Genomic DNA, 22,447 nt, shown 5'->3' with positions numbered 1-22,447 from the left:
ATAGTTGCGTTTCAGCTGTGTTCACGCACCCGCGCCAGCGCATCGTCGATCCGCTCGACCGGGATGATGGTCATGCCCTCGATCGGCTGCTTGGGCGCATTCGCCTTCGGAATCAGCGCCAGCGAAAACCCCAGCTTGGCGGCCTCGCGCAGCCTTTCCTGCCCTCGCGGCGCGGGACGGATCTCGCCTGCCAGCCCGACTTCGCCAAACACTACCAGCCCGCGCGGCAGCGGCTTGCTGCGCATCGACGACTGGATGGCCAGCAGCACCGCCAGGTCGGCGGCAGGCTCCGCGATCTTCACCCCGCCGACCGCGTTGATGAACACGTCCTGGTCGAATGCCGCCACGCCGGCATGCCGGTGCATCACGGCCAGCAGCATGGCCAGCCGGTTATGCTCCAGGCCGACCGAGAGCCTCCGCGCATTCGGCAGATGGGACGCATCGACCAGCGCCTGCACTTCCACCAGCAGCGGCCGGGTGCCCTCCTGCGTCACCATCACGCAGGAGCCCGGCACCTGGTTGTCATGCTGCGACAGGAACAGGGCCGAGGGATTTGACACGCCCTTCAGCCCCTTGTCGCCCATCGCGAACACGCCCAGCTCATTGACCGCGCCAAAGCGGTTCTTGATCGCCCTTACCAAGCGGAAGCTGGAATGGGTGTCGCCTTCGAAATACAGCACCGTGTCCACGATGTGCTCCAGCACCCGGGGCCCGGCCAGCGCGCCTTCCTTGGTGACATGGCCCACCATGATGATGGTCACGCCGGTCTGCTTGGCCACCCGGGTGAGCTGCGCGGCGCACTCCCGCACCTGCGCCACCGAGCCGGGCGCCGAGGTCAGCGCATCGGAATAGACGGTCTGGATCGAGTCGATCACCGCCACCTGCGGCTTTTGCTCGGCCAGGGTGGCAATGATCTTTTCCAGTTGAATCTCCGCCTGCAGCATCAGTTCGCGGGCATCGACGGCCAGGCGCTTGGCGCGCAATGCGATCTGCGCGCCGGATTCCTCGCCGCTCACATACAGCACCCGCTTGACCCGCGACAGGTTGGCGAGCGCCTGCAGCAGCAGGGTGGACTTGCCGATGCCGGGGTCGCCGCCGATCAGCACCACGCCGCCCGCCACCAGGCCGCCGCCCAGCACCCGGTCGAATTCCTCGATGCCGGTGCCGAAGCGCGGCACGTCGATCGCCTCGATGTCGGCCAGGCTCATCACCGGCGAGGCCTGGGTCAGGCCTTGCGGCTGGCTGGTGGTATAGCGGTTGTTGCCGGTCTCGATGGTGGTTTCGACCAGGGTGTTCCACTCGCCGCAGGCCGGACATTGCCCGGCCCACTTGCTGGTAATGCCGCCGCATGCGCTGCAGGTGTAATTGGTTTTCGCTTTTGCCATGTCTTGTCGTCAGTTGTCGCCGCGCACCGCGACAGCGACCCGCGGCGCCACCGCGCACATCAGTTCGTAGCCTATCGTTCCGGCAGCATCAGCTACCTCATCTATGGGCAATCCCTCGCCCCACAAGGTCACGGATGAACCGACCCGCGCCTGCGGCACATTGGTCAGATCGACGGTCAGCATGTCCATCGACACCCGGCCAGCCAGCGCGCAGCGCACACCGTCGACCAGGATAGGCGTGCCGCTGGGAGCGTGGCGCGGATAGCCGTCCGCATAGCCGCAAGCCACCACGCCGATCTGCATGGCCTGTTGGGCGACGTAGCGGCTGCCATAGCCCACTGCCTCGCCCCGCGCTATCTGCTGGATCGCGATGAGGCGACTGCACAGGGTCATGGCCGGCGTCAGGCCGAAGCTGGCGGCCGGCGCCGCGCCGGGCGTTCCGCCGTACAGCATGATGCCGGGCCGAACCCAATCCTCCGCCAGCTCGCCGTGCAGCAGGTTGGCGGCCGAGTTGCACAGCGACAGCGGCACATCCAGCCCTGACGCCGCCTCGCGCATGCGGCGCACCTGCTCGGCCAGCGGCAGGGCCTGGTTTTCCTCATCATCGGCATTGGCGAAATGGGTCACCAGGACGATATGCCCGACGGCGGGCAAGGCGCGCAGCCGGGCGTGCACGGAGGCAACCTGGTGCGGCCGGAAGCCCAGCCGGTTCATGCCGCTGTTGACTTTCAGGTGGATATTCACCGGCCCCTGCAGGGTCGCGGTTTCCAGCATGCGCAACTGGTCTTCACAGTGGACGACGGTGTCCAGTCCATGATCTGCCACGGCCTCCAGGTCGGCCGCATCGAAGAAGCCTTCCAGCAGCAGCACCGGTTTCCGCCAGCCACGCTGCCGCAGCAGGACGGCGGCATCCGGCTCCACCAGTGCCATGCCGTCGGCGTCGGCAAAGCCGCGCAGCGCGTTCATCAGGCCATGGCCATAGCCGTTGGCCTTCACTACCGCCCAGACCCTGGCCCTGCCGGCGTGGGCACGCGCGATGGCAAGGTTGCGTTGCATTGCAGCAATATCAATCGTGGCGAGAATGGGCCTGGGCATTTTCTGGCAAACCTTTTCAAGTAATGAAGAAGCAACTTTTCATTTTACTTGACCGTACTCCGCCAACCGACCGTAATTCGCTGGAGCACCAGAAGTTTCATGGTATAAAGCGACTCGGAGACAGACTACTTTCCCAGCGGACACTAACGGATGAATCGCGGTTTTTATACCATCATGGCAGCGCAGTTCTTTTCCTCGCTCGCCGACAATGCCTTATTGATCGCAGCGATTTCCCTGCTCGCCAGCACCAGCTCCCCGGCCTGGATGACGCCTCTGCTCAAGCTGTTCTTCGTGCTGTCCTATGTGCTGCTGGCAGCCTTCGTCGGCGCTTTCGCCGATGCGCTGCCCAAGGGACGGGTCATGTTCATCACCAACCTGATCAAGATCGTTGGCTGCGGAATGATGTTCTTGAGTGTCCACCCGCTGCTTGCCTATGCGATCGTCGGCTTTGGCGCAGCGGCCTATTCACCTGCCAAGTACGGCATCCTGACCGAACTGCTGCCCCCGGAAAAACTGGTGGCGGCCAATGGCTGGATCGAGGGCCTGACCGTGGCATCCATCATCCTCGGTACGGTGCTGGGCGGCACGCTGGTCAATCCCAAGATCGGCGCGGCGCTGATGGAAGTCGACGTGCCCTATCTCGACATGGGCATCGACACGCCGGTGGAAGGCGCGCTGCTGGTGATCGTGGTTTCCTACTTCGTCGCCGCCCTGTTCAACCTGCGCATTCCCGATACCGGCGCCCGCTACAGCCACCAGGAGCGCAATCCCGTCAAGCTGATGGTGGACTTTGCCGGCTGCTTCAACCGGCTGTGGGCAGACAAGCTTGGCCAGATTTCGCTGGCGGTGACGACGCTGTTCTGGGGCGCCGGCGCCACGCTGCAGTTCATCGTGCTGAAATGGGCCGAGAAGTCCCTGCACATGCCGCTCGACCGCGCCGCCATCCTGCAAGGCGTGGTGGCGATCGGCGTGGCCCTTGGCGCGGTGGCCGCGGCCCGCTTCGTGCCGCTGAAAAAATCCCTGTCGGTGATGCCGCTCGGCGTGGCGATGGGGCTGGTGGTGATCCTGATGACGATGGTCACCAACGTCTGGGTGGCTTATCCGCTGCTGATCATCATCGGCGCGCTGTCCGGCTACTTCGTGGTGCCGATGAATGCGCTGCTGCAGCATCGCGGCCATGTGCTGATGAGTGCCGGCCATTCGATCGCGGTGCAGAACTTCAACGAGAACCTGTCGGTGCTGACCATGCTGGTGCTGTACGCGCTGATGGTGAAGCTGGACCTGAACGTGAATATCGTGATCGTGCTGTTCGGCCTGTTCGTCTCCAGCACGATGCTGATGGTCATGCGGCGCCATGCGGCCAACCAGCGCGAGCATGACTCGCTGGCGCTGATCGGCGAACACAAGCACTGAGGCAGCCGGCGGCTGGCCAAAGCCGCCTTATTCCACCGCTGCCTGCACCCGCTGTCCGGCGCGCTCGCGCCAGCCTTCCGGAACGATGAAGCCGCGCGAGATTTCCAGTCCGATCCCGTCTTCCATGCGCAGCAGGGCCACCAGCACCGGCATCGCCTCGTCGTCGGCAAAGCGCCTGGACAGTTCCTCACCGAGCCGACCGCGATCAATGGTATCGGCCGAAGGCAGCCGGGCCGGCGCCAGCCAGGACAGCCGCGGCAACACCGCATAGGCAGGCGCCTCGGGCATTGCATCGAGGCCGCACCAGAACCCCCGGCAATGCAGGCCGCAGACGCCGAGCGCGGGCGAGACCGGGTAGTCGCCGTCGGGATAGAACAGCCAGCCCTTGACCAGCGCCTGGGCGGCGCTGACAGGCTGCGGCAGCAGCGGCTGCGCGGCCGGATGGTCCGACAGGCTCAATTGCCGCTGAAATATCTTCTGCATCTTCGCGCCCAAGCTGTCGGCCAGGTTCGGGCCGACGAAATAGTCGGCGCGTTCCTCTCGCACTGCGCCGGCCGGCGGCGACTGCAGCAGATAGAACTTGGTGGCGAATTCCCAGTGCAGCAGCGCCTCGTCGCGCCAGACCAGGAAATCGAACTCGCCCAGCGTGCGCTTGTCAGCGTCGCGCACCTGCAGGTTGTGCCCGGCCAGCACGCCCAGGTGCTGCAGGTAGAAGGTCATCAGCTGTTCGGCATAGCGGCCCAGCCGGGCATGGGCATGCAGCGCGAGATGGGCGTGCAGCGCCTGCGGCGCCGAGTCAAGCGCCAGCAGCCACGGTCGTGCCGCATCGCCGGCATCGCTCGCCAGTTCGGCGATGCGCCCTGCCCATTGCGGCGCCGCGGGGTCGAGCAGCGAGGGCGCGTCGATCAGCCAGGCCAGCGCCCTGACATGCGGATCGGTCAGCTGCCCCCAGCGGCAATGAAACCGTTCCTGGCAGCTCTGCCCGCTGTCAGTGCTGGCCGGCATAGGCGCTCATCGCCAGGCACAGGTCAGCCCATGACTTGCCTTTCTCGGTCAGGCGGCGCAACAGGTAGGCCGGATGATAGGTGACCACCAGCGGCATGTCGCGGTAATGGAAAACCTGCCCGCGCAACTTGCCCACCGCGCTGTCGGGCGGCAGATCCAGCAGCGACACCGCGGCGGTCCTGCCGAGCGCCACCAGCACAACCGGCTGCACCAGTTCGATCTGGCGCTGCAGGTACGGCATGCAGGCGCCCGCCTCTTCCGGCGCGGGCGCGCGGTCGCGGCCGTTCTCATCGGTCGGACGACACTTGACCACGTTGGCGATATAGGCATTTTCGGTGCGCGAAAGACCCATGGCCAGCAGCATGTTGTCGAGCAGCTTGCCGGCCGGTCCGACGAAGGGGATGCCCTGCAGGTCCTCGTTGCGGCCGGGGCCTTCGCCGATGAACATCCATTTCGCCTTCCGGTCGCCCACCCCGAACACGGTGTTCGTGCGGGTCTCGCAGAGACGGCACTTGACGCAGCCGGCCACAGCCTGCTGCAACGCGTCCCAATCCATCCGGGCCACCTCGCTGGCCGGCGGCGCTGCCGGCGGGGCCTCCAGGTGGATCGCGGAGGGCGCCTGCCCGGCCGCGGCAGGGACCGATGGCGTTTCTTCCACCGGCGCCAGCAGGTCGGGCTGCTGCGCTGAAGACGCATCCGCCGCCTGGCGGCGCCTGCTCCATACCGGACCCAGGCCCATTTCGGCAATCAGCTGGTCACGTCGGCCTGAACGGGAATTCATAGCGGCATCCTCATGACGATCGCGTTTTCGCGGGTATTGTTGGGCGCCGGATAATAATTGCGCCGCACGCCGATCCGGCCGTAGCCATAGCGCTCATAGATGGCCAGCGCGCGCTGGTTGGACGGCCTGACTTCCAGCATGATGGAACGCATGCCGCGCTCCCTCGCGCAGTCGGTGGCATGCTCCAGCAGCGCCAGGCCGTGGCCGCGCCCGTGCACCGGCGGGTCCACGGTGATGTTGAGAAGATGTGCTTCGTCCAGCGCGGACATGATCAGGAAATAACCCACCATCCGGCCCGACGCATCCCGTCCCACGCGGCACAGATAGCCGCTGCGGATCGAATCGAGGAAATTGCCGCCGGTCCAGGGAAAGGGATAGGCCGCCTGCTCGATGCGCAGCACTTCCGGCACGTCTTCCACCCGCATGGCTGAGAAGCGCAGCGCGTTGCCGGCGGGCCGGGCGCTCATGCCGCCTTCCCCGCCATGCGCTCCGCGGTCGTCAGCGCCACCTTGTTGCGAAGATAAAGCGGCTGCGCGCTTGCCGCATCCATGGTTTCGCCGCGGAGGAAGCGCCGGGCCGCCAGCGTCGCCACCTGGGCGGCGTGCGGCATGATGCCGGGCTCGGCCCGTGCAATGAAGTTCGCTGCGGCGAAGGCCTCGGCATAGGCGGAAAGGCCGTTGCCGCAGGCCAGGACCGTTCCCTGCGGCGTGACCTCGGCCGGCTTGGCCAGCGCCGGCGCGGCCACGGTATGCCAGCCGTCCGCGCCATGCCGATATTGCGCCCAGTAGACCTCCGCCATCCGGGCATCGAGCACGCACAGCACATCGGTCGCGCCGGTGCGCTCGTGACAGGCCTGGGCCATCGCCTCCAGCGTGACGACGGGCACCACCGGCAGCCCGGCGCCGAATGCCAGCCCCTGCACGGCGCCGCAGGCGGTGCGCACGCCAGTGAAGGAGCCGGGGCCGGCGCCAAAGGCGATTGCGTCGCAGTCGGCCAGCGTGATGCCGGCTTCGGACAGCAGGGACTGCACCAGCGGCAGCAGGGTTTGCGAATGGGTCTGCACCGGCGCGGCTTCACGGCCAAGCAGACGTTCATTGACATACAGGGCGACGGAGGCAAGCTCGGTCGAGGTTTCCAGGGCAAGAATCGTAGGCATTCGGCTATTTTACCGTGGCCGATGCGATTGGGCGGAGCTCGGCCGGCCGGGCTACGCGTAGGCTAAAATAGCGGCCCATGAGCAGCCTGACCCTTCAGCATGACAATCGCAGCGAACTGCTGGACGCGCTTTCCGGCGACGTCTGGTTCGTCGCCTGCCTGTGCGCGGCATGGTGCGATGTATGCCGCCAGTACCGTCCCGCCTTCGAAGCGCTCGCCGAGCGCCATCCGGACAAGCGATTCGTCTGGATCGATATCGAGGATGAAGCCGATATCGTCGGCGACTTCGATGTGGAGAACTTTCCCACGCTGCTGATCCAGCGCGGCGACACCGTCGCCTTTTTCGGCACCGTCCTGCCCGACGCCGGCCAGGCGCATCGCCTGGTCCAGGCGCAGGCGGCCCTGTCGGAGCAAGAGCTGGCGGCGCAGGCGCAGTCCTCGGCCGAACGCCGGCAATGGCAGCTCGACTACAATCTGCGCGCCAGACTGGCCGACTTCATCAACAGTTGAGCGCAGCCGTCTGCTTCCGGCGGAAGACGACTTGACAACTGTATATGCATACAGTACCTTGGTGCGACTTTCGCTCATCGGGTCAGGATATGCGCATACTCTTTCTTGAATTCGACGGCGTGCTGCATCCGGCCAGCGCAACATCACGCCTCTCTCCCTTTTCGCCACTGAAAACCGGTGTCCAGCAGGCCTGGCTGTTCCGGTGGGCCTGGATACTGGATGAAATGCTGATGCGTCATCCGGATGTCGGCATCGTGGTGCATTCACACTGGAAAGGCATGGCGCCGCAGCCGCAGTTGGAGAGCCTGATCGGCCCGCTCGGCCGGCGCCTGATCGGCGTCACGCCGGGTCCGGAGCGCTGGCCAGGCATCGTTTCGATGGCCGAGGCCAACCGGCTGCGGAACTACCGCATCCTGGACGCCCGTCCCAGCGCCTTCCCCCCACGGCTGACCGAACTCATTGCCTGCGACCCCGAGGCCGGGCTGCGCGAATTCAGCGTGCTGCGGCAACTGCAGGCCTGGCTGCGCGCGCCGCAATACCATTGATCGTCGCAATGCCGTGACAGGCCTGCAAAGCCCGGCTCCCCAAAAGCCAGGCATAAAAAAAGGCTGCACCTTACGGGCAGCCTTTCTGGCATTCGTGCGCGCAGCCGGAGCAGCAGCGCAGTCACGGGCCTAGTTCAGGTAATCGCAATACTTCTGCACGCCATACACCGGATCGCCGAATTCCCAATTGCTGCAGGCAATCGCGCCGGTCGCCGACTTGTACGAGTAGATATTGTTGGCGCCATAACGGACCTGATGGGTGCCGCTGAAGCTGCAGGTGCCGTTCTCGGTTGCGCAACGGGTCCAGGTCTGGGTGCTTGGCGCCGTCGTGGTGGTCGTGGTGGTGGTCGGCGCTGTCGTGGTGGTCGTGCTGGTCGTGGTATCTGCGTAGCTGCAGGACTTCGCCACGCCATAGACCGGGTCGCCGAAAACGGCATTGCTGCAGCTGATCGAATCGGTTGCCGACTTGTAGGCATAGGTGCCGTTGGCGCCATAGCGAACCTGACGGGTGCCGCTGAACGAGCAGGTGCCGTTCTCGGCCGCACACGCGATCCAGTTGGTCACGGTCGACGTGGTCGATGGCGAAGTCGTGGTGGTGGTCGTTGGCGTGGTGGTTGTGGTGGTCGTCGCTGCCGCGGCTTCATAGGCGCCGATGTCGATGGCGCCGTTCACCGGGCGGGCCTCGCCGCCGGCGACATGCTTGTACTGCAGCGTTGGCGTCAGGGACAGGCCGGAGGCGCTGGTGCCCGGTGCGGAACCCGCATTGATTGCCGGCGAGCCGCTGGCCGGACGCAGGTCGTAGCCGGCGCGATCGACGAAGGCGGCTGACAGCGTGCGCAGGTTGGTGCGGTCCACGGTGTTGTACTGGGTGCTGGCGGTGCCGGTGCCGACGAACAGGTTGTTCTGCATCAGTACCGGGGTGGTGACGCCGCTGCCGACCATGATGAAGGTGCCGCGCGAGCTGTCTTCATTGAGGAAGGTATTGTTGACCACATACAGTTCCTGGCCGACATTGCTCGCGCCCTCCTCGCCAAAGGCCAGCAGGGAAGGATTGTTGTTCCATGCCGGCTGCTGGATCACGTTGCCGATGACATAGGCCTTGCCCGCATTCGGCAGATCGATTTCATAGCTGGGCGCATTGATCGAGCTGGAAAAGCGGCTATAGACGATGGTGTTGGTATTGGCGCGGGACTTCAGGTTGTGGCCAACTTTGGCATCGTGCGAATAGCTGTTGCGAAACACCAGGCTGTTCACATGCCCGATGTACAGGTTATGGGAATAGCCGTCGCCGTAGCCGTTGCTGGCGAATTCGGTGTTCTCGATGATGATGTTGGACACGCCGTCGTTGTTGGTCAGGATGCCATTCTCGTTATCGTGCAGGTAGCTGCCGCGCAGGGTCAGGTCGCGGCCATCCAGGCGCAGCGCGGCGCCGTTGCGGTCAGCCACCCTGGCGCCAAACATCTCGACGTTTTCAATCACGGTACCGGTGCCCTGCACGACCCAGATGCCCTTGCCCATCGAATTGGCGCCGTTGGCATTGATCTTCGGGCGGCCATTGACGCCGCGGATGGTCAGCCAGCTGCGGCCAATGCCGCAAACGTCGCCGTTATAGCTGCCTGCGGCATCGATTTCGATGGTATCGCCGTCGGAAGCCGCGGCGAAGGCCCGGCACGGCGTCGAAAAGGTTTTGCCCGGACCAACCTGAAGGGTTGCGGCCGAAGCCGAGGCGGACACAAACAGGGTCAGAACAGCCGCAGCGGACAGCGCGGAGCGTCGGCAAGGCAGCGAAAGAAGAGAGGAGGACATGAGTGTCTTTCTGAACGTTTAACAAAGATTTCCGCACATCAATACGGCGATATTGACATGAGGAAACGTCAGAAAGTTCATTCCAGATAGAAATTATTTCCTGTCTGTAGCAAAAATTACGCGCAAAATTTACCGATAAACAATTTTATTTTCCAAATTGCATGGAAATAAAGCAACAAATGAACAAAAAGGCATGCTTTCGCATGCCTTTCGTGAAATCAAGCCAGTTCAGACCCTGGGCGGAACCGGACCGGGGCTGGCAGGCGAGACTTGCCCGGCTTCCTGGCCGGCTGGCGCGGCCGCTTCCTGCTCTGCCAGCGAGCCCGGCGGCAGATCCGCCACCACCGGCGCGGCTGACGCATCGGCCGGCTTTTCCGGCACGGCGCCGACGATTTCATTGTGCCGCAGCGCCTCATTGATTTCGGCCGTCATGTCGCTCTTGACCTCCATCCAGGCGTCCAGCGCATCGGTCCAGACCCGCAGTTCGAATTCAAGCTGGTCGATGCCGCGCCGTACGAACAGCACTTCCGGCGGCGGCGCCTGCAGCACGCTCTTGTGGCGGCGCGCCACGCCCAGCACCAGTTCCCGCGCCCGGCTGACATCCGCATCCAGCTTCAGCAGCACCGATACCGAAATCTGCCTGCGGCCGCTCGACAGCGTCCAGTTGATCACCTTGTCTGAAATCAGCTTGCCATTGGGGATGATGACTTCCGCGCCGGAGGTGCTCAGCACGACGCTGGCCCGTATGCCGATGCGCTGCACCCGGCCGGTCTGGCCGTCGATCTCGATGGTGTCGCCCACCTTGATCGGTCGTTCGAACAGCACGATCAGGCCGGAAATGAAATTGTTGACGATATTCTGCAGGCCAAAACCGATGCCCACGCTGAACGCGCCGGCCAGGATGGTGAACTTGGTCATGTCCACGCCCATCGCTCCCAGCGCGATCACGAAGCCTGACAGCAGCACCAGGTAATGCACCACCCGGTTGATCGCATACGGCAGGCCGCGCTCCAGGTACAGGTTGGGAAACACTTCCTCTTCCAGGATAAAGCGGGCCAGGCGCGACAGCAGGAAGGTGCCCCAGATCGTGAGGATGAAGATCACCAGGCTGCCGACCGAGGTTTCCAGCGAGCCCAGCGGGAGCTTGGCTTCCCACAGCGCGTCGAGGTGGGTCAGCAAGGGCGGCAGCAGTCCCAGCGCGCGCAGCGTCAGGCCGAGCCACACGATGAAGGCCACCCATTTCAGGAATCGGTTGAAGCGGCTGGTCAACAGCGGCGTGTGACGCTGCACCATGCCGAGAAAGGACAGCGGCGGCACGCACAGCAAGGCATGCAGCAGGCCTTCGCCGACGCGGGTCAGCGCATGTGCAACCACGGCGCTGAAGGCGCTGAAGAATGCGGTGGCGGTCAGCAGGTCGGCCAGGCGCACGTAACCCGCCAGGTTGGCGGCCAGCGCCACCGAAAACACCAGCAGGCCCGGCCATGCGCCCCAGCGCACCGCGCGCCATGCCGCGGTCGCGGTCCAGGGCGGACCGTCCGGCTTGCGGCGGGAGCGGCGCAGGGTCAGCACCAGGGCCAGCAGGAAGAATACGATCTCCGCCAGCATGGCCCAGCGCCAGATCACCGGCAGCGGCGTCAGGACGCCGCGCAGCTTGTCGAGCACGTAGAAGCCGACCACGACATACAGCACCGGATAAAGATGCCGCTCGATCACCCGGCGGGAAAAGATCAGCGTCGGTATGGCGCTGAATACGCCGCCGGCGAGCCAGAACAGCCGCGGCGCGCGGGGATAGAACCAGGCTGCCAGCAACAGGCTCAGCAGCACCGCGCTGACGATCGGCATGTCGAAAATCTTGCCGGTACGCTTGAGATTGCGGTCGCTCTGGCTCAGCACCTGCACCTTGCTGCGTATCAGGTACAGCAGGCCGGCGAGCGCCAGGAATGCCAGCGCGTGAATGCCAAAATTGCGCAGATTGTTCCGGATATAGGTTGCCAGTGCGACGGTTTCTCCCATGCCGCTGGTACCGGCATCGGGCAGCTCGCGCGCATGCACGTCGAGAGGATTGCTGAGCCAGATCGGCGGGCTGTCGGCATAGAACAGGCGCGCCGCTGCCTGCTCGCTGGCCTCCGTCAGCGCCTGGGTCGCCTGCGCCGCCCGGGAACCCACTTCGGCGGACTGGCTTTGCAGGGCCAGCACCCGCGCCCGCCGCTCCAGCACGGTCTTCTTGGTTCTCGCAACTTCGGCTGCGATTTCGCGTACGCGCGCCATTACCGGCGCCGGCGCGGCGCCGGTAATGGCAGCCTCGCGGGTGGCGCTCCAGGTGGCGTCGAGCTTGTCCAGCTCCGCCAGGTCACGGTCGAGCTGGGAGGCGGCACGGGTCAGGTCACGGGTGATCGCCGAGGAGCGGTTCTCCAGATAGCGCCATTCCGCTTCCAGGCTGCGTATCGTCTCCAGCGGGGTGTTGCGGGTGAGCAGGCGCCGCATTTCCAGCGTGCGCACGGCCATGTCGCGTGCCAGCACCGGCAATTCCTCGCTGGCGCTATCGAGCTCATCCTGCATGCGGCTGCGGGCTTCAAAGCGCCGCACCAGCGCGCTCGCGGTTTCGGCTTCGACCGCGACGTCGGCCAGGGCGACCGGCGTCGGGGCTGGTGGCGCAGCCGGCGCGGCGGCTGGAGCGGCCGCGCCGGCCGGGGCCGGAGCTGGCGCGGCCTTGGCGCCCTGCGCGATGGCGGGCCGCATCCCCAGCATCAGGACGAGGCCAAGCAGCAGCGTTGCCAGCAGTCCGTAAATGATGGACGCACGACGATCGCGCGGCAGGATGGAATGCATTGCAAGGAAGAAAAATCGGTCTGGGGTCATCAAGGAAATTGCCTGACGTTATCAATCCGGCATTGTATCGACAGGCAGCAGTGTAGGGTTCCGAACGAATCAAGCATCGGCTTCCTGCCTTCGCGGCAGGTCGAGGCGCCTGGACGAACAGCGCGATAAACATCGGCCAGTGGCCAGTAACGCAGGCTTGACAATAGTTTAGAAGATTAAAAAGGTTAAAATCGCGCGTTCGGGTGCTTTCCCGCTTCCCTTTTATCCTTACCTAACCTGTTCCCGCCATGAAGTGGACCATCGTCGCCATCTACCTGCTGTCCATCCTGCACATCCATTTCCGCGGCAGGGTCAGGCTGCCCTTCTTCCGCCAGATCTTCGATCATTCGTCGTTTGTCTCCCCGCTCAACACCTTCATGCACATGTTTTCCGGGGTGCCTTCGACGCCGTATCTGCCGACCAGCCAGTTTCCCGACCTAAAGCCTCTGCAGGAAAACTGGGAGATGATCCGCGGCGAGGCGCTGAACCTGATCGCGATGCAGAAGATCCGGGCGGCGGAAAAGAATGACGACGCGGGTTTCAACTCCTTCTTCAAGACCGGCTGGAAGCGTTTCTATCTGAAGTGGTACGACGCCAGCCATCCTTCCGCGGAAGCCTTGTGCCCGAAGACGGTGGCCCTGCTGCGCCAGATACCCTCGGTCAAGGCGGCGATGTTTGCCGAACTGCCGCCCGGCGCCAAGCTCAACAGCCACCGCGACCCGTTTGCCGGCTCCCTGCGCTACCACCTGGGCCTGGTCACGCCAAATACCGACCGCTGCTTCATCGATGTCGACGGCCAGCGCTATAGCTGGCGCGATGGCGAGGCAGTGATTTTCGACGAGACCTTCCTGCACTGGGCGAAGAATTCCAGCGACGTCAACCGCATCATCCTGTTCTGCGACATCGAGCGGCCGATGCGCTACCGCTGGGCGCAGAAGATCAACAAATGGCTGGGACGCACGATCATGACCGCTGCAAGCTCGCCCAATGAGACAGGCGACCAGACCGGCGGGATCAACAAGGTATTCCGCGTGTTCTGGCACGCCGGCCGCTATCGCCGCCGCTTCAAGGCCTGGAACCGCACGGTGTACTACATCGTCCGGGCACTGCTAATCATTCTGGTCGCCGCCTGGATCATCTTCGGCTGAGCGGCGCGCCGCCGGTTCCTGCCTGAACATCCCGCAGGCGCGGCATGCAGCATTCTGCGTCATAAGCTGGCCATCCCGTGCAGCTAGCCAGCCCGCCCGTCCGGGCTGCCTCCTTTCCGTTTTGCTACGCCTCCCTTTGCTTCCATCCCACAGGCTGGCCAGCGCGGCGCCTCCACGCCGCGCCTGCGCCGAACCCAAAGCAATTCAGCGCTTCGCCATGCCCGATGCGCTGCCGCTACGGAAACATTGTTAAAACATTTGCAGCGCTGACCCATTCCGTGTGTAAATTTCTCCGACAACCTGTGTTTTACATATTGAAAGCCGAAGGAAACAATCAAAGTTGGATGGCTATTCCTGGCAGTTCCTTTCTTTAATTGGCATATTTCCTTGATATTCAATGCCTTACTGAAACAATGCCGGTTTACTTTACATTCGCCACAGATAAACCCGGAGGCAATTTGTAAACGACTGTTTTTTAAAGGAGTTCACGTTTGGCCCCTATCTTGCTTACTACGTGGGAAGACGACAAGTCGCCCTCGTAACAATTGATCGGAGAAAACATGAATCACCCAACAAAAAATATCCTGCTGGCCAGCGCACTGGCACTGAGCGCAGGCCTGGCTTCGGCGCAGTCTTTTCCTGATTTCCAGGTTACCGAAAGCGCGGTTGCGGGTGCATTGGCAAACACCTTCACCGCAGACAAGATCACCGGCAACTACGATGAAGTCATCACGTTTTCGGGTAACACCTTCCAGGTTTCCCTGCTGTGGAATGCGGGCCAGTTCGTCGCCAGCAATGGCAGCACCCCTGTCGCCTCGCAACTCGGTGGCGTGAGCCCGAACCAGTACGGCATGTATGCATTGTTCCAGGGTAATGGCACCGTGCAGGCCGGCACCGGCAGCGGCGCGACCTTCAATTTTGCGCCTGGCGGTTCGCTGCGCATCTTCCTCGATCCGAATGCAGACAGCCGCTTCGGCGAGCCCGGTAGCGGCACCAGCGCCTTCAGCGTGGCCAACGGCGGCGACGACTACCTGATCGCTACCGGCATGCCCAGCTCCGGCCAGGGTACGCTGGATCCGACGCTGTCGACCTGCGGCGCCACCAATGGCATCAATTGCGGCAGCTTCGGCGCATCGTCCTCGCTGAACCTGACCACGGCCGGCAGCCAGTACTTCACCAGCCCGAATCCGTTCTACAACATCACTTTCCAGTCGGGCCAGCTCAACAATTTCTCGCCCACCGGCACACAGCGCATCAATGGATCGCTGGACGTGATCTTCGGCGGCGGTGGCAATCAGGTTCCGGAACCGGCCACGGTGGCACTGCTCGGCCTGGGCTTCCTCGGCTTCGGCCTGGCGCGTCGCAAGGCCCGCAAGGCCTGATTCACCCGCTTTCTGCTGGATTAAAAAAATGCCTGCTTTTCAAGCAGGCATTTTTTATTGACGCATCGTCGCCAGGCGGCGGACGCTGAACGTCAAACGTCACGCAAATCGGCAACCGGCTGCTGGCCGAAATCGGCACTCAGCAGAAAGCGCAGCAGCTTGCGGGCGCAGTCGGCTGGCGTATCCAGCTGGCCCTGCTGCTTCAGTGCCTCGAAACGCTCGCGCAGCGGAAAACTGGCCGGGTCGGCGGCCCTGATCTGCGCCTGCATGTCGGTATCGATCACGCCTGGCGCCAGGCTGCAGATTCGCAGCCCCGGCGCATTGTCCAGTGCGGCGGCGCGGGCATGGTGGTCCAGAGCCGCCTTTCCGGCGCAGTAAACCGCCCAGCCCGGATAGGCATTGCGCCCCGCGCCGCTCGACACATGCAATATCCGCCGCTGCGCGGCCGGCACCGCGGCGACCGCCGCTGCCAGCATCAGCGGCGCCGCCACATTGAGCGAAATGGCGCGCGCCACCTGTTCCGGCGCCTGCGTGGCGAGCGGTCCGACCGGCTGCAGCATGCCGGCATTGTTGATCAGCAAAACCGTCCCCGCCCCTGCCAGGAACGTCGCCATCTGGTCACCGGCCAGCCATTTGGCCAGTGCCGCCGTGTCGGACAAGTCAAGCTCCACCTGCTCAAGTCCCTCGCCTGCCGCTGCGCTGTTGCGGGCCAGCGCCAGCGTCGGGATGCCGCGCGCCGCCAGCTCGGCCGCAATCGCCGCCCCGAGGCCACGGCTATGTCCAGTCAATACGGCCTTTACCTTATCCATCAGCTTCCTTTCCAGGGTTATAGGCAATGACGATCAGGCATCCAGCGCCTGGCGCGCCATGTCGAGAACGCCGTCCCAGGACTTGCAGGCGGCAATGAACAGGTTGTTATGGCAGAACACCGCATCCGGCACACCGGTCGCGGCCGCCAGTTGCTCGCCCTGCAGGCCGGCCCAGTGCTGGGGAAGATCCTTGCGCGCATCGAAGCTCTCGGCAGCGCTGGGCACGGTATGCAACATGTAGCGCTGTTCCGCAACGCTATGGCTGATAACGAACAGGATCTGCGGCATTTCATTGCGCACGATGGACGCCCAAGGCAGCGCGCTGTTTTCAAGGAACAGCAGCCGCCCGTCATCCAGCCGCTGCGACTGGCGCACCTGCTGCACCGCCTGAAGCGCGCCCACCCGGTACAGGACGCCATTGCGGAGGATATCGGTCGCAATCTCCATCGCCCGGCGAAAGCGCGTCAGTCTCAGGGCGTCCGCCGCCTCGGCACTGCCGGCCGCCTGTTCATCCAGCCAGCTCGGATTGAAGCCCGAGATGATGGCCGACAATCCATAGCTGCCCGGCGCGCTTCTGGCAGCGCCGGTGTCGGACATATCGAGGTATTGCACCAGATCCGCATCGATCGCATGGGCGATTTCCGTCGCCTGTGTCGGGCTCGGCGCGTGGCCTGCCTGCTCGGCCACGAGCGAAACGCAACGCGGGCCGTATTCCTTCCACACCAGTCCGGCGCTCGCATACACCACGCCGGAAGCGCGCGCCCCTTGAAAACCCTTCTGGTGATGATCGAAACGGCCCTTCTCCGGATCCCAGACACCGCCGACATCGACGGCGAAATCGGCGCGGGCAATGGCTGCCGGGTCACGGGTGCGAACCAGTTCGCTGTTCGGGAATATCAGGTTGAGCACGGCTGCAGCCCAGACATCGTCTGCATGGAATTTTCCGGAGTGTGTTGCGATGATCATCGATTAAGCCAGGTGAGAGGGGAGAAACATTTTTCGAAGCGGCACATTTTACCGGTTGCACGCCAGAACAGGGCGACGCGGCGCAATACGAGCCCCGGAGGCGGCCTTACAATGGACGGATTACCGCCTTGCGGATAGGGAGATGCTCATGAAAACCGTTATCGTGCTGATGATTCTTGCAACCGTCGCCGGCTGCTCCTCGACGCGAGGCAGACCTTATCAGCCCAGCGACACGACGGCGGCCAGCGGCGCTGCCTCCTCTTACGAGGGGCCGACCCAGCGCAGCACGAAGCGCATGTTCAATCCGGACGGCAGCCTCGGCCCCTATTTTGGTACCTGAGTGCGTCTTGCCCCGGCCTCCTTGCTCCAACCGGATTTAATACCAATCCCAACCCATAGCCAGACGAAAAAATCCATTGGTTTCATCCGGGATGTTATGGGTTGGGATTGATATAACCCCCTGTTAAAATATTAACAATGGGAAAAAGGAAATTGCAGCGTGCCGTGGCAGCCTGGCTGGCCATGTTCGCGGTGGTCATCGCATCGGTGGCGCCGACAATTTCCCATGCCCTCGCACAATCGGCCCAACTTTCCCATGCGCAGATTCAGATTGCCGATGAAGGCGCGCCGGAAGACCTTTGCAGCACCGACGCCGACGCCGACGCAGACCATGCGCATGCCGGCGGGCATGGGCCAGCCCCCTCCCCTGCGCTCCATCTGGAACACTGTCCGTTCTGCCATCTGCATGCCGACGCATTGCAGGTGCCCGTCGTAGCCTTACCCATTCTTCCCATCGCAACCAGGCCCTCACGGCCATTGCTGTTCTTCCTGGCGCCCTCGCTGCTGCATGCCTGGCGCAGCGCCCAACCCCGGGCACCGCCGGCAGTTTGCTGACCTGACCTTGTGTCGCGCCGGGCACGCCATGCGTTGTCCGGACAAGCTCGTGCTGGCCGAAGGCTACCATTGCGCGGCCAGTGCTTCCTGCACGCCGCCCGCCTTCCGGGCGGCTTCAGCAGCAACGGAAGAATTGGAATCCACCATGAAACACATCACCTTGCGGCCGGCGGCCGCGGCGCTCGCCTGCCTGGGCGCCTTGCATGCCCAGGCCAGCGACCAGACCCTGCCTGCAATCACGATAGAGTCACAGGCCGTGCCAGTGCCGCGCGCCCAGCCCGGACACACCATGGAAAGCGCGACGGCGCAGCAGGCGGCGGAGACCGTCAATGCCATCAATACCGAAGACCTGCTGAAATACCAGCCCAGCATCCTGCTGCGCAAGCGCTATATCGGCGACACCCAGGCGCCGATGGCAACCCGGACCACCGGCACCAATGCCAGCGCCCGCAGCCTGATCTATGTCGACGGCATTCTTCTCTCGGCCCTGATCAACAACAATAACCAGAACGGCTCGCCGCAGTGGTTCATGGTGGCGCCGGGCGAGGTCGAACGCATCGATACCCTGTATGGTCCCTACTCGGCTGCCTATCCGGGCAATTCCTTCGGCGCGGTGACCGAGATCAGCACCAGGCAGCCGGCCGGCTTCGAAGCCGCGGCCGGCCTGACGCTGTCGAGCCAGAATTTCGGTCTTTACGGGCTGAGCGACCGTTACCCCGCGACCCAGGCCAGCGTCAGCCTGGGCGACCGCAGCGGCGACTGGTCGTGGCGCCTGGCCTTCAATCATCTCAGCAGCTTCAGCCAGCCGGTAACCTACCTGACCAGCGCGCAGTCGGCGCAGGCCGCGGGCGCGGCGGCGCCGATCCAGGGCGCCATCGCCGACCGCAACCGCAGCGGCGCGCCGGTTCAGATCGTCGGCGCCGGCAACCTGACCCACACCGTGCAGGACAGCGCAACGCTCAGGCTGGGCTACGACCTTCCCGCCGGCATGCGCGCGGCCTATACCCTGGGCTACTGGCAAAACAGTGCGCAAGCCGGCGCATTGTCATTCCTGCGCGATGCCGGCGGCCAGCCTTACTACGGCGCGGCATCCGGGACGGTGGCCCTGAACGGCAACGGCTACAGCGCGGCCGGCCTGCGCAGCCTGTTTTCCGCCAACACGACCGAGCAGGCGCACTGGATGCACGGCCTGTCGCTGCGCTCCGCCCGCGACCAGGCTTTCACCTGGGAAGCGCAGGCCAGCAACTTCAGCTATGGCAGGGACCTGGTCCGCACCTCGACCGGGGCTTATGGACGCAGCGATGCCGCGGGCCGCATCACCGACGCCGCCGGCACCGGCTGGAGCACGCTGGATCTTTCCGGCGGATGGCGTCAGGCCGACGGCGCGCGCCATCGCCTGGCCGTGGGCGCGCATCTCGACCGCTATCGGCTGGAAAGCCCGAGCTACGCCACCGCGCAATGGGAGAACGGCGCCGCCGGCGCGCTCACCGGCGATGCCAGGGGCAGCACCCGCACCGAGGCGCTGTGGGCGCAGGATGTCTGGCAGGTCGCACCGGCGCTGACGGCTTCAGTGGGCGGCCGTTACGAGCGCTGGCATGCCTACGACGGCTTCAACCTGTCCAGCAACGCCAGCGGCGCGCTGTTTCCGATCGACCAGCCCGAACTGCGCCGCTCCGGCTTCTCGCCCAAGTTCTCGCTGGCGTGGCAAGCCGCGCCGCTGTGGTCGGCGACGGCTTCGCTGGCCAGGGCGCTGCGCTTTCCAACGGTCGGCGAGTTGTACCAGAGCGTGCAGACCGGCGCCACCTTCATCCAGGCCAATCCCTTTCTCAAGCCCGAGGACGTCCGCTCGGCGGAGCTGGCGCTGGAACGCGGCGATGCCGACGGCAGGCTGCGCCTGTCGCTGTTCGGGGAACTGGTCGACGATGCACTGGTTGCGCAGACCTCCGCCATCGCCGGCATTGCAACGCCGCTGTCCTTCGTGCAGAACCTGGACCGCACCCGGCAGCGCGGCATTGAACTGGTGGCCGAGCGGCGCAATGTCTGGGCACGCGGCCTCGACCTGTCGGCCAGCATGACCTATGTGGATGCCACGATCGTGGCCAACAGCAGCTATGCGCCGACCGCCGCCGGCGCCACCTCGGTCGGGAAACGCACGCCGTATGTACCGGCATGGCGCGCCACCGCGGTAGCGACCTGGCGGCCCGACGAGCAATGGAGCCACACACTGGCCGCGCGCTACAGCAGCAGGGTCTATGCGACAGTGGACAACAGTGACATCAACCCCGGCACTTACCAGGGCTTCCAGGGTTACCTGGTGGTCGATGCTCGGGTGCAGTACAAGCATGGCAGGCACTGGACGGTTGCCGCCGGCATCGACAACATCAACAACCGCAAGTACTTCCTGTTCCATCCCTTCCCGCAGCGTACCGTGTTCGCCGAACTCAGGTACCGCTATTGAGGCGCCCGTGACATGACGATGGTCGCCGGCCTGACCGTTATCGACCGGCGATCAGCTTCAGTCCGAGCCCGATGAAGATCACGCCGGCGATGCGATCGAGCCAGAGCGGCGCGCCCGGCCGCCGTTGCAGCCACTGCCCTATGCTGCCGGAGAAATAGCCCAGCGCCCCGAACAGCACGGCAGCCTGCAGCGTGAATGTCAGGCCCAGCTGAACCGTCTGCAGCGCCACATGGCCGTTGTCTGCAATCACGAACTGGGGCAGGAAGGAAAGGAAGAACAGCACGACCTTGGGATTGATCGCATTGGCAAACAGGCCCTTGGCGAACAGCGCGCGCAAGGGCAGTTGCGGTCCGGCCACCGTTCCCACCTTGGCGCCGCCGCGGCTGCGCAGCGCCTGCACGCCCAGCCACAGCAGGTACAGGCCGCCCGCCACCTTCAATGCGCCGAATGCCATCGGCGACGCCGCGATCAGCCCGCTGATGCCAACCGCGGCAAGCAGCGTATGGCTCAGGCATCCGAGCGCGCAGCCCAGCCCGAACACCATGCCCTGCCTGCGCCCGCGCGAGACGCCGAAGCCCAGCACCATCAGGTTGTCCGGACCGGGCGACGCGGTGATCAGGATGGCCGCGGCAAGGAAGGCGAAGAACTGTTCGGGCGTGAGCATGGAAGATGGGCGGCGATGAATCGGAGCAGCATGATACCGCGCCGCTGCAGGATCGCGATGGCCATGGATTGCCGTCAGCCATCGGGCGCCGTTGCCGGAAGGCTTGCGACAGGCCGTGAGCCCGGCGCTTCGGCAGGTCGGGCTCGCAGGCTCAAAGCACCTTGCCGGGGTTCATCAGCTGATGCGGATCGAGCGCCTTCTTTATCGCCATCATCAGTCCCAGTTCAACGTCCGACTTGTAGCGCCGTATCTCGTCGCGCTTGAGCATGCCCAGTCCATGTTCGGCGGAGATCGAGCCGCCGAACCGCACGGCGCTGTCATGCACGATCCTATTGATCGCCTCCTGATGCAGGATGAACGTTTCATCCGCCATCGTTTCCGGCGCCGACACGTTGTAGTGAAGGTTGCCATCGCCAAGATGCCCGAAGGTCACCATCCGGCATCCGGGAAAGGCCCGCTGCAGCAGCGTGTCGGTCTGCCCGATAAACTCTGCGATCGACGAAATCGGCACCGAGACATCATGCTTGACATGCTTGCCCTCGGCGGCCTGGGCCAGCGTGATGTGTTCCCTGAGGCTCCACAACGCTCTGGACTGCGCAATGGATGAGGCGACAACCGCATCGCACACCACCGCGCCTTCCATCGCCTCCTCAACGACTGCTTCCAGCATGGCCGTGGCATGCGCCTCCGATTCGCTGTCGGAAATCTCCAGCAGCACATACTGGGCATGGGCGTCCTGGAATCCGGTCCGCATCTGCGGAAAATGCCTGGCCACCAGCGCAACGCTGAATGCCGACATCAGTTCGAATCCGGTCAGGCCGGAAGCGCAGGTGGCCTGCGCCATCGCCAGCAGGCGCTGCGCATCCTCCGGCGTGTTCAGCCCTACCAGTGCCGTCACCTGCGCCCTGGGCTGCGGGAACAGTTTCAGCACGGCGGCGGTGATGATGCCCAGCGTGCCTTCGGCGCCGATGAAGAGGTTGCGCAGGTCGTAGCCGGTATTGTCCTTGCGCAGTCCCCGAAGGCCGTCCCAGACCTTCCCGTCCGCCGTCACCACTTCCAGTCCTAGGCACAGGTCGCGCATGCTGCCATAGCGCAGAACGGCCGTGCCGCCAGCGTTGGTCGCCAGGTTGCCGCCGATGGTGCAGCTGCCTTCGGCCGCCAGCGACAGCGGAAACAGCCGGTCCGCCTTGCTGGCCGCGTTCTGCACCTCTTCCAGTATGCTGCCGGCCTCCACCGTGATGGTGTTGTTGACGAGATCGATGGCACGGATGCGGTTCATGCGCTTCAGGGACAGCACGACCGCGTTTCCCGCACCGTCGGGTACGCTGCCCAGGACCAGGCCGGTATTGCCGCCCTGCGGCACCAGCGGCACCTTCGCTTCGGCGCACAGGGCAACGATGGCCGCGACCTGCAGGGTATCGGCCGGGCGCAGCACGGCGGCGGCATTGCCGGTGAACCGGCCGCGCCAGTCGGTGAGATACGGCGCCATGTCTTCCGGCGCGGTCAGCACATGCATGGGGCCGAGGACCTCGCAACAGGCATGCAGGAATTCAGGACTGGTCATCAGGCTTT

The 22,447-nt window shown here is 64.4% G+C and carries 20 protein-coding genes; 8 read left to right on the top strand and 12 right to left on the bottom strand.

Annotated elements, in window-relative coordinates; all coding sequences use genetic code 11:
• Nucleotides 1-11 precede the first annotated feature (11 nt).
• Nucleotides 12-1,385 (bottom strand): DNA repair protein RadA, encoded by a 1,374-nt coding sequence (gene radA, locus IGW04_RS00525; RefSeq protein WP_194711064.1) that lies wholly within the window; start codon nucleotides 1,383-1,385, stop codon nucleotides 12-14.
• Between the two features lie 9 nt (nucleotides 1,386-1,394).
• On the bottom strand, nucleotides 1,395-2,480 hold the full coding sequence (gene alr, locus IGW04_RS00520) for an alanine racemase (RefSeq protein ID WP_194711063.1): 1,086 nt from the start codon (nucleotides 2,478-2,480) through the stop codon (nucleotides 1,395-1,397).
• Nucleotides 2,481-2,630: 150 nt separating this feature from the next.
• Between alr and lplT the strand changes: the two genes are divergently transcribed.
• A complete protein-coding gene (gene lplT, locus IGW04_RS00515; protein WP_194711062.1) occupies nucleotides 2,631-3,893 on the top strand; it encodes a lysophospholipid transporter LplT in 1,263 nt (420 codons plus the stop codon).
• A gap of 27 nt (nucleotides 3,894-3,920) precedes the next feature.
• Here lplT and IGW04_RS00510 read toward each other — a convergent pair whose 3' ends face one another.
• From IGW04_RS00510 to tsaB, 4 genes are read right to left on the bottom strand one after another with little or no spacing between them, the layout of a single operon-like run.
• On the bottom strand, nucleotides 3,921-4,898 hold the full coding sequence (locus tag IGW04_RS00510) for a DUF1853 family protein (protein WP_194711061.1): 978 nt from the start codon (nucleotides 4,896-4,898) through the stop codon (nucleotides 3,921-3,923).
• On the bottom strand, nucleotides 4,882-5,679 hold the full coding sequence (locus IGW04_RS00505; RefSeq protein WP_194711060.1) for a uracil-DNA glycosylase: 798 nt from the start codon (nucleotides 5,677-5,679) through the stop codon (nucleotides 4,882-4,884). Before IGW04_RS00505 ends, IGW04_RS00510 begins: the two co-directional genes overlap by 17 nt.
• Entirely contained in the window at nucleotides 5,676-6,146 is a 471-nt protein-coding gene (rimI, locus tag IGW04_RS00500; protein ID WP_228526719.1) for a ribosomal protein S18-alanine N-acetyltransferase, read from the bottom strand. Before rimI ends, IGW04_RS00505 begins: the two co-directional genes overlap by 4 nt.
• Nucleotides 6,143-6,835: a tRNA (adenosine(37)-N6)-threonylcarbamoyltransferase complex dimerization subunit type 1 TsaB gene (tsaB, locus tag IGW04_RS00495; RefSeq protein WP_194711059.1), complete on the bottom strand. Its 693-nt coding sequence runs from the start codon at nucleotides 6,833-6,835 to the stop codon at nucleotides 6,143-6,145. Before tsaB ends, rimI begins: the two co-directional genes overlap by 4 nt.
• A gap of 77 nt (nucleotides 6,836-6,912) precedes the next feature.
• On the opposite strand from tsaB, the gene IGW04_RS00490 reads away from it, so the two are divergent.
• Complete coding sequence (locus tag IGW04_RS00490; protein WP_194711058.1) at nucleotides 6,913-7,344, top strand: thioredoxin family protein; 432 nt, start codon at nucleotides 6,913-6,915, stop codon at nucleotides 7,342-7,344.
• An 89-nt stretch (nucleotides 7,345-7,433) separates the two neighbouring features.
• The gene (locus IGW04_RS00485; RefSeq protein ID WP_194711057.1) at nucleotides 7,434-7,889 is read left to right on the top strand and encodes an HAD domain-containing protein; all 456 of its coding nucleotides are present in this window, start codon (nucleotides 7,434-7,436) and stop codon (nucleotides 7,887-7,889) included.
• A 129-nt stretch (nucleotides 7,890-8,018) separates the two neighbouring features.
• Here IGW04_RS00485 and IGW04_RS00480 read toward each other — a convergent pair whose 3' ends face one another.
• A complete protein-coding gene (locus IGW04_RS00480; RefSeq protein WP_194711056.1) occupies nucleotides 8,019-9,695 on the bottom strand; it encodes a hypothetical protein in 1,677 nt (558 codons plus the stop codon).
• Between the two features lie 228 nt (nucleotides 9,696-9,923).
• Entirely contained in the window at nucleotides 9,924-12,554 is a 2,631-nt protein-coding gene (locus tag IGW04_RS00475; RefSeq protein WP_194711055.1) for a mechanosensitive ion channel family protein, read from the bottom strand.
• A 248-nt stretch (nucleotides 12,555-12,802) separates the two neighbouring features.
• On the opposite strand from IGW04_RS00475, the gene lpxO reads away from it, so the two are divergent.
• Together lpxO and pepA are read left to right on the top strand one after the other, a co-directional pair.
• The gene (gene lpxO / locus IGW04_RS00470) at nucleotides 12,803-13,702 is read left to right on the top strand and encodes a lipid A hydroxylase LpxO (protein ID WP_194711054.1); all 900 of its coding nucleotides are present in this window, start codon (nucleotides 12,803-12,805) and stop codon (nucleotides 13,700-13,702) included.
• 560 nt (nucleotides 13,703-14,262) lie between these two features.
• On the top strand, nucleotides 14,263-15,084 hold the full coding sequence (gene pepA, locus IGW04_RS00465; RefSeq protein WP_194711053.1) for a flocculation-associated PEP-CTERM protein PepA: 822 nt from the start codon (nucleotides 14,263-14,265) through the stop codon (nucleotides 15,082-15,084).
• A 92-nt stretch (nucleotides 15,085-15,176) separates the two neighbouring features.
• Here the strand turns inward: pepA and IGW04_RS00460 are convergent, their stop codons facing one another.
• On the bottom strand, nucleotides 15,177-15,893 hold the full coding sequence (locus IGW04_RS00460; RefSeq protein ID WP_194711052.1) for an SDR family oxidoreductase: 717 nt from the start codon (nucleotides 15,891-15,893) through the stop codon (nucleotides 15,177-15,179).
• 33 nt (nucleotides 15,894-15,926) lie between these two features.
• A complete protein-coding gene (locus IGW04_RS00455) occupies nucleotides 15,927-16,859 on the bottom strand; it encodes an MYG1 family protein (RefSeq protein ID WP_194711051.1) in 933 nt (310 codons plus the stop codon).
• A 148-nt stretch (nucleotides 16,860-17,007) separates the two neighbouring features.
• On the opposite strand from IGW04_RS00455, the gene IGW04_RS00450 reads away from it, so the two are divergent.
• The 3 genes from IGW04_RS00450 (at nucleotide 17,008) to IGW04_RS00440 (ending at nucleotide 20,211) form a co-directional block, all read left to right on the top strand.
• The gene (locus IGW04_RS00450; RefSeq protein ID WP_194711050.1) at nucleotides 17,008-17,199 is read left to right on the top strand and encodes a hypothetical protein; all 192 of its coding nucleotides are present in this window, start codon (nucleotides 17,008-17,010) and stop codon (nucleotides 17,197-17,199) included.
• 164 nt (nucleotides 17,200-17,363) lie between these two features.
• Nucleotides 17,364-17,753, top strand: coding sequence for a DUF2946 domain-containing protein (locus IGW04_RS00445; RefSeq protein ID WP_194711049.1), 390 nt, complete (start codon nucleotides 17,364-17,366; stop codon nucleotides 17,751-17,753).
• Nucleotides 17,754-17,898: 145 nt separating this feature from the next.
• Nucleotides 17,899-20,211: a TonB-dependent receptor gene (locus IGW04_RS00440; protein ID WP_194711048.1), complete on the top strand. Its 2,313-nt coding sequence runs from the start codon at nucleotides 17,899-17,901 to the stop codon at nucleotides 20,209-20,211.
• A gap of 37 nt (nucleotides 20,212-20,248) precedes the next feature.
• Here the strand turns inward: IGW04_RS00440 and IGW04_RS00435 are convergent, their stop codons facing one another.
• Nucleotides 20,249-20,875, bottom strand: a complete 627-nt coding sequence (locus IGW04_RS00435; RefSeq protein ID WP_194711047.1) for a LysE family translocator — start codon at nucleotides 20,873-20,875, stop codon at nucleotides 20,249-20,251.
• A gap of 151 nt (nucleotides 20,876-21,026) precedes the next feature.
• Complete coding sequence (locus tag IGW04_RS00430) at nucleotides 21,027-22,439, bottom strand: FAD-binding oxidoreductase (RefSeq protein ID WP_194711046.1); 1,413 nt, start codon at nucleotides 22,437-22,439, stop codon at nucleotides 21,027-21,029.
• Between the last annotated feature and the right edge of the window lie 8 nt (nucleotides 22,440-22,447).

The organism is Noviherbaspirillum soli, assembly GCF_015352955.1.
Classification (GTDB): domain Bacteria; phylum Pseudomonadota; class Gammaproteobacteria; order Burkholderiales; family Burkholderiaceae_D; genus Noviherbaspirillum_A; species Noviherbaspirillum_A soli.
This window is presented reverse-complemented; position numbering and strand designations above follow the sequence as displayed.